Here is an 8,467-nt window from a genome sequence, read left to right as displayed (position 1 = left end):
CGCCTTCGGCCAGCATGCGCTTGATCGGCGGGGTCTGTTCGGCGGCCTTGGCGCCGTAGCGATCGACGAAGTATTCGCCCTGGAACGCCATGCGGTCCTGGATCGCGATGCCGCCACCCAGCGCCCTCACCCGCTCGATGTTTTTCGGCGTGATGGTTTCGGCGTGGTCGAAGAACCACGGCAGGCCATTGAATGGAATGTCGCGGTTGACCTTCTCGAACACGTCGAGCATGCGCGAGATCGATTCGTCGTAGGTGGCGTGCAGGCGGAACGGCCAGCGCTGTTCCACCAGATGCCGTACCACCGGCTCCAGCTCCTGTTCCATGGTCTGTGGCAGGTCCGGGCGCGGTTCGAGGAAGTCCTCGAAGTCGGCGGCGGAGAACACCAGCATTTCCCCGGCGCCGTTATGGCGCAGGAAGTCGTCGCCCTGGTGCAGCTTGACGCTGCCGGTCCAGTTCTTGAAGTCGGTGAGTTCTTCCTTGGGCTTCTGGGTGAACAGGTTGTAGGCAATGCGCACCGTCAACTGCTGCTCCCGGGCCAGTTGCTCGATCACCGCGTAGTCGTCCGGGTAGTTCTGGAAACCGCCGCCGGCGTCGATGGCGCTGGTCAGGCCCAGGCGATTGAGTTCGCGCATGAACTGGCGGGTCGAGTTGACCTGGTATTCCAGCGGCAGCTTCGGCCCCTTGGCCAGGGTCGAATAAAGGATCATCGCGTTGGGCCGGGCCACCAGCATGCCGGTGGGCTCGCCGTTGCTGTCGCGCACGATCTCGCCGCCCGGCGGGTTCGGCGTGTTGCGGGTGTAGCCGGCAACGCGCAGGGCCGCGCGGTTGAGCAAGGCGCGGTCGTACAGGTGCAGGACGAACACCGGGGTGTCCGGCGCCGCCTGGTTGAGTTCTTCCAGGGTCGGCATGCGTTTTTCGGCGAACTGGAATTCGTTCCAGCCGCCCACCACCCGCACCCACTGCGGGGTTGGCGTGCGGTCGGCCTGGTCCTTGAGCATGCGCAGGGCGTCGGCCAGCGACGGCACGCCTTCCCAGCGCAGCTCCAGGTTGTAGTTCAGGCCGCCGCGGATCAGGTGCAGGTGCGAGTCGTTGAGGCCGGGGATCACCGTGCGGCCCTTGAGGTCGATGACCTGGGTGGCGCTGCCGCGCAGGGCCATGGCCTCGGCATCGGTGCCCACGGCGACGAAGCGCCCCTGGCTGATGGCAACCGCGCTGGCGCGGGGCTTCTCGCGGTCGACGGTGTGGAATTGACCATTGAACAGAATCAGATCGGCGTTCATCGGATGTCCTTCTGAATGGGAAGAGGCAAGGGACAGGCGCGGCCAGAAAGCCGCCGCGGCGCTGAGCAAGGACCCGGCTGCGAGCAAGTGACGGCGCAGCGGATCGGTCGGGTCATCGTTATTGGCCATGGCCAGGCTCCAGGTGTCGGTCGGCGACAGAGGCTTGCAACCAGGGGGCGAACAGCCGGGTCGCCAAGGGCATGAACAGATAGACCACCGACAGCACGATGGTCAGGGTGATCAGAAAAGTCGCGACCACATAGTTGCCAAGCCAAGTGTTGAGTTGCAGCACAGGCCCCCAGATCAGCGGCACCAGCAGGGTGTGCGGCAGAATTACCAGCATAGTCAACAGCGCCTGCTTCCACCGTGGCGGTGGCGAAGCGGTGTCGGTCTGGGTGGAAAACCAGAATTCATGGACCGGATGGACTTCGGTCTGGTCACCGTCGGCCAGCATCGGCGCGGCTTCGTCCACCAGCGTCCGGCGTTGCGGCGAGTCGAGCCAGCGCTGCATCGCCTCGGTGGAGCAAAAGCGCAGCACGCAGGTGAACAGGTCGAGGCCGCCGCTCTTGCCGCGAATCACGTCCACGCCCAGGTGCCCCTCGTACTGCCCGGCAACCCCGACAATGCGCCGCAACCAGGCTTCATAGGGCGCTTCCAGGCCAGCCTTGACCCGGTGCTTGACGATCAGCGTCACGACCTCATCGGAGTCCGGCCGCGCAGTGGCTTCGAGGCGATTGGAATCAGACATAACGCAAGGCTCCGGCGAAACGATCATTGAGCGCCAGCCGTCCCGGGCCGGCGATAAGAATGCTGCTGAACAGGATCAACAGCAGCCAGGCGAACTGGCCTTCGGCCAGGCTCCATTGCGGGTGCACCACCAGCAGTGCCACCAGCAGTACCGCGAGGATCGGCAGGCACGCCAGGCGTACCGCCACCCCGGCGACAATCAGCAACGGGCACAGCACCTCGGCGAAGATCGCCAGCATCAGCGTCAGGTTGGCGCCCAGCCGGAACGGGTCTTCGATACGTTGCAGTTCCGCGCTGTAGTCGAGCAGTTTCGGCAGGCCGTGCACCCACAGCAGAAACAACCCGGCGCTGACCCGCAAAAACAACAGCCCGAGATCCCGGGCTCGTTCATCCCATGGTGAAGCGTTCATTGGCGCACTCGCACAATTTGAAAGATCCCCGGCATCGCCGCCGAGATTGCATGGTGCCGCTGCGCGGTCGGGAAAAATTGAATGTATGTGCTCTCTTGCCGCAGGGTCCGGATCGACCGCCCGCGCCTAGGCCGCGTGGATCTTCAAGGGCTCGGACATGAACTGGGCGATCCGCGAGCGCAACCAGCGCTCGGCCGGATCGTTGTCATGCACCCCGCTCCAGGCCATGGACAGCTGCGCCGCCTCGATGGCGAACGGCGGGTCCTCGGCGCGCAGGGCGCAGCCTTCGACCAGGGCACAGGCCGCGTAGTCGGGCACGGTGGCGATCATCTCGGTGCCGGCGAGCAAGGCCCGCAGACCACTGAACTGCGGCACGCCCAGGACCACGCGGCGGGTGCGCCCGACCTTGGCCAGGTCGAGGTCGATATTGCCGCTCAGGTCGCCAGAGAACGACACCATGGCGTGGGGCCGCCGGCAGTATTCATCGAGGGTCAAGGGTTCGGGCCGGTTGTCGCCGCGCAGCACCTTGCAACCGATGTCCCGCAGCTTCTTGCGCTTGGCATTGGCCGGCAATTCGGTGGTGTAGCTGACCCCGACCGAGATCTCCCCGGAGGCCAGCAAGGCCGGCATCAACAGGTAGTTGGCCCGGCGCACCACCACGACTATGCCCGGGGCCTCCTCGCGTAACTGGCTCAACAGCGGCGGAAACAGACCGAACTCGGCATCGTCCGAGAGGCCGATGCGAAACAGGTCGCAGCTGGTCGCCGGGTCGAACTCCTTGGCCCGGCTGACCGCGCCCGAGATCGCGTCCATCGCCGGTTGCAGCTCCTTGAGGATCACCAGCGCCCGGGCCGTCGGCTCCATGCCGCGACCGTTGCGCAACAGCAGCGGATCGTCGAACAGGTCGCGCAGGCGGCCCAGCGCGGCACTCACCGCGGGCTGGCCCATGAACAGTTTTTCGGCGACCCGGGTCAGGTTCTTTTCGAACATCAGGGCTTCGAAAATCACCAGCAGGTTCATGTCGATGCGGCGCAGATCGTTACGGTTCATCGGTACGGTCCCCTTGTGTGTTCAGCCAGCGCACGTCACTCGATCATCGGCACCCTGGCCGCCCGCTGGTAGGGCCCGTACTCGGCCGGCACCCACTGGAAATGCCCGTCCACCGCGGCGATATGGCCCACGCCCGGGAATGGCAGGTGCGCCGCGGTCACCCAGGTCTTGTCGCTGGCCGCCTCGCTGAAGACCCTGGCCCGGGCCTTGATCGCCTGCTGGTTGTCGACATCGAAACGGATCGACACTTCCGGATGCTCGAACTGCACCGCCAGGTTATGCACCAGGTCGCCCATGAACAGGATGCTCTGGCCCTGGGAGGTAAAGCGGTAGGTGGTGCTGCCCGGGGTATGCCCGGCCTCCAGCCGGGCCTCGACGCCCGGCACCGGCGACTGGCCGCTGGCGAAGGTCTTGAAGCGTCCGGCGGCGCGGTACGGGGCGGTGGAGTCCTGGGCGATCTTGAAGAACTCCCGGGCACCGGCGGGCGCCTTGGCCAGCGCCTGCGGATCGAGCCAGTAATCGGCTTCGGCCTGGGCGGCGTAGACCGTGGCGTTGGCGAACAGCGGTTGCTGCTGGCCATCCACCAGCCCGCACACATGGTCCAGGTGCAGGTGGGTGAGCAGGATGGCGTCGACCTGCTCCGGGCGATAACCGGCGGCCTGCATATTCGCCGTGAGCATGCCGGCGGTGGCACCGATGCACTGGCCGGCGCCGGTGTCCACCAGGATCAGTTGCTTGCCGGTATTGACCAAAAAGGCGTTGAAGGCGGTCTGTACCCCCGGGGTCTCGATCGAGCGACGGGCCAGCAAGGCGCGGATCTGGCCCTGGGTCATGCCCTGGAGCAGCTTCGGCGACAGGTCGTTGTAGCCATCGAACAGCGCCGTCACCTCGTAATCGCCCACCGCCAGGCGGTAGTAACCGGGTACCTGGGTGCCCTGGACCGGCGCCTGCGCCTGGGCGCCAAGCGATGTCAGGGCCAATGCCAGGGCTGCTCCGCGTAGCGTGCACAGCAGAGAATGCGTCATGCCTTCACCTTTTCGATCGAGTCAGAAAAACGGCCACTCCCGAGCCAGCCGCACCCGGTCGATCATGCACCGCCAGCGCACCGCGAAAATTGCAGCCATGTGCTCAGTTGCCGCGGATACGCAACCTGCGGCTGAGCGGAATTAACAACGTTTAACTCGCAAGCCCCCCGCCCTGCCACCAAGAATGGAGCCCTCTGCGCAGACCTGTTTTCTAAATCGGGAAGCGCCCGACTCACCCTACGGTGCGCCGGCGCATGCCCACCGACACGGAATTTCGTCATGGCCCACGCTCAGCACAACGCCGTCAGGGCGTCCGTCCCGCAACCTCGAAAAACCACCCCTGGCGGCCTTTCTCCCTGGCGCGAAAGCCTGGTCAAGCAAATGATCCTCGACGGCCTGAGCGACACCCTGGAAGTCACCGAACTCGCCCGCGCCTGCGCCCTGTCCCGCAGCCATTTCTCCCGCGCCTTCAAGTGCAGCACCGGCCTGTCGCCCCAGGAGTGGATTCGCTGCCAGCGCATCGCCCGGGCCAAGCAACTGATCCGCAACACCGACCTGACCCTGACGCAGATCAGCCTGGAATGCGGCTTCTGCGACCAGGCACACTTCTGCCACATCTTCACCCACAGCGAAGGCATCAATCCGTTTGCCTGGCGGTGTCGGGTCCTGGGCGCCCGCCCCTGCCTCGACCAGGCGAGCGCATAAGGCCGCGGTTCGAACCTTGTCGTATCACGGGCTTGAATCTGGCAAGCCGCACGGAGATAGCCAAGGCTGCTGCGGTTCATTGAGCGCGAGACCGGCAGGAGGGCAATTGGGAAGCCCCCCTTGTTGCTCCGTTCTACCCTATCGCATCGATGTCCAGATTGAAGGTGGTGCCCGGGACGTGGCCGCCGACCAAAGCAGCAATCGCACGATCGTTGCTGTCGGCATCTGGCGGCGCCATCGCGAGTTGTTCCTGCGTGCGATTGAAGGGGTGCGCTAGCCAGCGGTCCAGACTCATCGCCAATACCTCGGGTTGCTCTGCAACCCGTCCGTATACCTTCGCCTTGGTGACACGTTCTTCGCTCAGGTCTTTCAGTCGCGCGGCGGTCTCTTGCAACCTGCCGATTTCAGCGCGCAGCGGACCTACGATCTGGCGTTCCCTGACAGAACCGCGTGCCGCCGCCTCCTTTTCTCTCAATTGAGTCTCGAAGTCCTGTAGCGCTTCATGGACCCGATCATACTCAGTCGAAGTCACCAGGGTGCGCCCCTCCTGCAGAGCCTCTTGCGCACGGCGCAAGGAGGCCCAGCAATGCGGGATGTAGCTGACGACCATCTTGTGGTGGGCGTTATCCATCATTTGTTGCAGCAGCCCCCCTCGCTTTGGCAAACCATTCTTGGCATCCAGCGCCTTGGCGCAGACCGCCGCACCACCCCGCTCGGTAATCGTTTTACACCCGGGCGTCCAAAGGATTGCGGACTTGTGGCCATCGGCGAACGACACTGGCATGAAATGGCGCAATGTGCCGTGGTGCGTATAGGGTTCGCCGGCAATGTTGACGGGACTGAGGAGCAGGACCGCCCCTCCGATGGCGGGATTGAAGAACGTAAGCACAGCGCCCATCCCCGACATACGCCAGGACGTGTTCATCCAGGTCGCCGGGACACTGGGCACCGGGTCGTTCTGGTTGACTATGCGGTGGTGCACCAAAGCCTTGGCGTTTTCCACGAAGGTCTTGTCGCCTACGCGTGGGCTGCCGTAGGTGTTGAGCACAATATTTGCAGCATATTTTTGGTTGCTCCGCAGCATTTCAGCGACCAACAGGGCCACCGCACCGCCCAGGCTGTGGCCGGTGATCACCAGCTTTTGCCCACTGTAGAATTTGTCCAAGTAAGTGGTGACGAATTCATGGACCACTTTGGCAGAGCCATAAAAGCCGTTGTGCACCTTGCCGTTGGTCTTCTCGAAGGGCACTTGTGCAGCATCCAAATCGCGCAGCACATCAGCGCCGCCGGCTGTACCCCGTACCGCTAGTAAAATCAGTTCATCGTTATGGGTGATGAACGCCTGAGAATCGGTGCGATTGTCTTTTTTCGCATCGTCAAAGTAGTGAAGCCTGTCGGGATGCTCCTGTCTCACCCCCAGGTCGGGGCTGTTCACATCCGGGTACAACTCTGGGTCGAAAGGTACGATCTCTAGACGTTTGGAATACGCTACATCGGCATACAAGGGGTAATAGGTCTTCCCGCCCGCCTGTTGCGCGTCCACTTGCCAAATCTCATCAGACTTGGCCAAGGCATCGCCAAACCAGTTCCCGACGCTAGGTTGCGTCGGGAAGCTCACGCTATCGCTCACCACCGGCTGTGTAGCAGGGACCTGACCAAACGGGCTGTAGCTCAGGGTTGCCATCAGTGCCAACTGGTACAGGTTGAGTGAGCAGAATTCTTCGCCCGTGGACAGGACCGGACTCAGTGCCCGCAGCGGACGCACCTCCAGCACATGGTGTTTGTTCGGTAATAGCGCAATGCCCTGCACCTTAGGAGGCGTGGGGCCAAATCCCAATTCCGCCATGGCGGCCGCTTCTGAGGGCCGGCGCATCAGCGAGTGCACATGGTGCTGGGGCGGAAAATTGCGCGGTGCCAGCGGCGGTAGGTGGGCACGATGCGCCACCAATTCGCTCACCTCGACCTGGCAGAAGAAACCGGCTTGGCCTTGCGCGGGGTTGGAGTGAGTGCGGGCGCCGCTTGGGTTCAAGAAACGGGTCTTTTCGGCACGGACTTGCAGTTCGGTGATAGGTAGCGGGTAGTGCTCTCTTCCGACTTTACGTACATATGTCTTATCACTTCCCTGATAGGCTTGATCAACCTTGAGCACCACCGGCCCACAATAGTGTCGATTGACCTTTCCTGATCCTGTTTCGTCCAGGATCCCCAAGTAGATGGCGCCTTCATAGTCGGTGGCCTCATACGCCAAACCGGCATAGGGTGTACCGTCGCCCGTTTCATCCACCAACTGAAAACTGGTTGAGTGTGTCTGCATCGGACAAGCATGCATACGCGTATCGAAGAAAGGCCGCTCCCATTCTTCCATCGGCTCAAGGCTCATGGGGTCACCTCCTTGTCTTCGGTGCAGCCCGGATAGATGGTGCAGATGCGGCCGCCGGGCATTCTGAAGGTACTGAAATCCTTGTAGTTGCCAAAGCAAAACGCATCTTGATCTTCGAAACTTTCGCCCATGCAGCGTTTCCAGCCACCGGGCACCTTGACCCAGGTGTCCTTCATGTACGGCCTCTCCTCGTCGGCCAGCTTGATCTTCATCTTCACGGTTTTACCCGGCAGTTCGTCGAGGGTATAGGCCGCAAAGGGGCGGCTCTTCAATCGCTCGCCGGATGCATCCGTTTTTTTGCAGTCGAGAATCTTGGTGATATAGCGATTGGGGCCAATCGTGCGGAATAGCCACTGGCACTGACCGGAAAACTCACTTTCCCCAGCGGCGTTGAACGTACCTTTAACCGCTTCTGGCAGTTCTGTGCGCACCGAAACCTGGGCATACTCACGCCCAAAGTCACTCCGGTCCGGCCCATAGGTCGCATTGATTTCCAGCTCGACGTAATCGATCACCAGTTCGCAACCCTTGCGAGTTCGACGTATCTCGATTTGCGCATCCGGCTTGTATTCGGTGCGCCACTCACGGTTGAACTGCGGCGCCAGATTATCTGCCGTCGGCACGGTGCAGGTTTGCCCTTTGGCGGGCACGTAATACACCGACGCGACATAGGCGAAGTCTGGAGGCAGGTCGGCCGTAAAGGTGAAGCTGTTGGACTTGGCGGCGCAGCCCTGCGTCAGTGCCAGACAACTGCCAAGCACCAGACTTTGCAGGGTTCGTTTCACAGCCTCCTGAAAACTGCTCGAATGTGTCTGCATCGGACAAGCATGCATGCGCGTATCGAAGAAAGGCCGCTCCCATTCTTCCA

At 62.6% G+C, this 8,467-nt stretch carries 8 protein-coding genes; 1 reads left to right on the top strand and 7 read right to left on the bottom strand.

From position 1 onward, the window contains the following. The 5 genes from CRO75_RS16325 to CRO75_RS16305 all read right to left on the bottom strand — a co-directional run. The coding region (locus CRO75_RS16325; protein ID WP_097136823.1) for an amidohydrolase at positions 1–1,282 on the bottom strand (1,282 nt) is incomplete at its 3' end. Between the two features lie 118 nt (positions 1,283–1,400). Further along, positions 1,401–2,030, bottom strand: coding sequence for an antibiotic biosynthesis monooxygenase (locus tag CRO75_RS16320; protein ID WP_097136796.1), 630 nt, complete (start codon positions 2,028–2,030; stop codon positions 1,401–1,403). Then, the gene (locus tag CRO75_RS16315; RefSeq protein ID WP_009044356.1) at positions 2,023–2,439 is read right to left on the bottom strand and encodes a DoxX family protein; all 417 of its coding nucleotides are present in this window, start codon (positions 2,437–2,439) and stop codon (positions 2,023–2,025) included. Before CRO75_RS16315 ends, CRO75_RS16320 begins: the two co-directional genes overlap by 8 nt. A 126-nt stretch (positions 2,440–2,565) precedes the next feature. Next, positions 2,566–3,489, bottom strand: a complete 924-nt coding sequence (locus tag CRO75_RS16310; protein WP_085530528.1) for a LysR family transcriptional regulator — start codon at positions 3,487–3,489, stop codon at positions 2,566–2,568. Positions 3,490–3,524: 35 nt separating this feature from the next. Continuing rightward, complete coding sequence (locus CRO75_RS16305; protein ID WP_097136795.1) at positions 3,525–4,514, bottom strand: MBL fold metallo-hydrolase; 990 nt, start codon at positions 4,512–4,514, stop codon at positions 3,525–3,527. 279 nt (positions 4,515–4,793) lie between these two features. On the opposite strand from CRO75_RS16305, the gene CRO75_RS16300 reads away from it, so the two are divergent. Then, the gene (locus CRO75_RS16300) at positions 4,794–5,219 is read left to right on the top strand and encodes an AraC family transcriptional regulator (protein WP_009044359.1); all 426 of its coding nucleotides are present in this window, start codon (positions 4,794–4,796) and stop codon (positions 5,217–5,219) included. 133 nt (positions 5,220–5,352) lie between these two features. On the opposite strand, the gene CRO75_RS16295 is transcribed toward CRO75_RS16300, so the two are convergent. Both CRO75_RS16295 and CRO75_RS16290 read right to left on the bottom strand, forming a co-directional pair. Beyond that, the gene (locus CRO75_RS16295) at positions 5,353–7,599 is read right to left on the bottom strand and encodes a lipase family protein (RefSeq protein ID WP_097136794.1); all 2,247 of its coding nucleotides are present in this window, start codon (positions 7,597–7,599) and stop codon (positions 5,353–5,355) included. Continuing rightward, positions 7,596–8,384 carry a hypothetical protein gene (locus CRO75_RS16290; protein WP_097136821.1) on the bottom strand — a complete coding sequence of 263 codons (789 nt, stop codon included), beginning with the start codon at positions 8,382–8,384 and terminating at the stop codon, positions 7,596–7,598. Before CRO75_RS16290 ends, CRO75_RS16295 begins: the two co-directional genes overlap by 4 nt. Between the last annotated feature and the right edge of the window lie 83 nt (positions 8,385–8,467).

The organism is Pseudomonas sp. LAMO17WK12:I10, assembly GCF_900215185.1.
In the GTDB taxonomy this organism is placed as follows: Bacteria; Pseudomonadota; Gammaproteobacteria; order Pseudomonadales; family Pseudomonadaceae; genus Aquipseudomonas; species Aquipseudomonas chlororaphis.
This window is presented reverse-complemented; position numbering and strand designations above follow the sequence as displayed.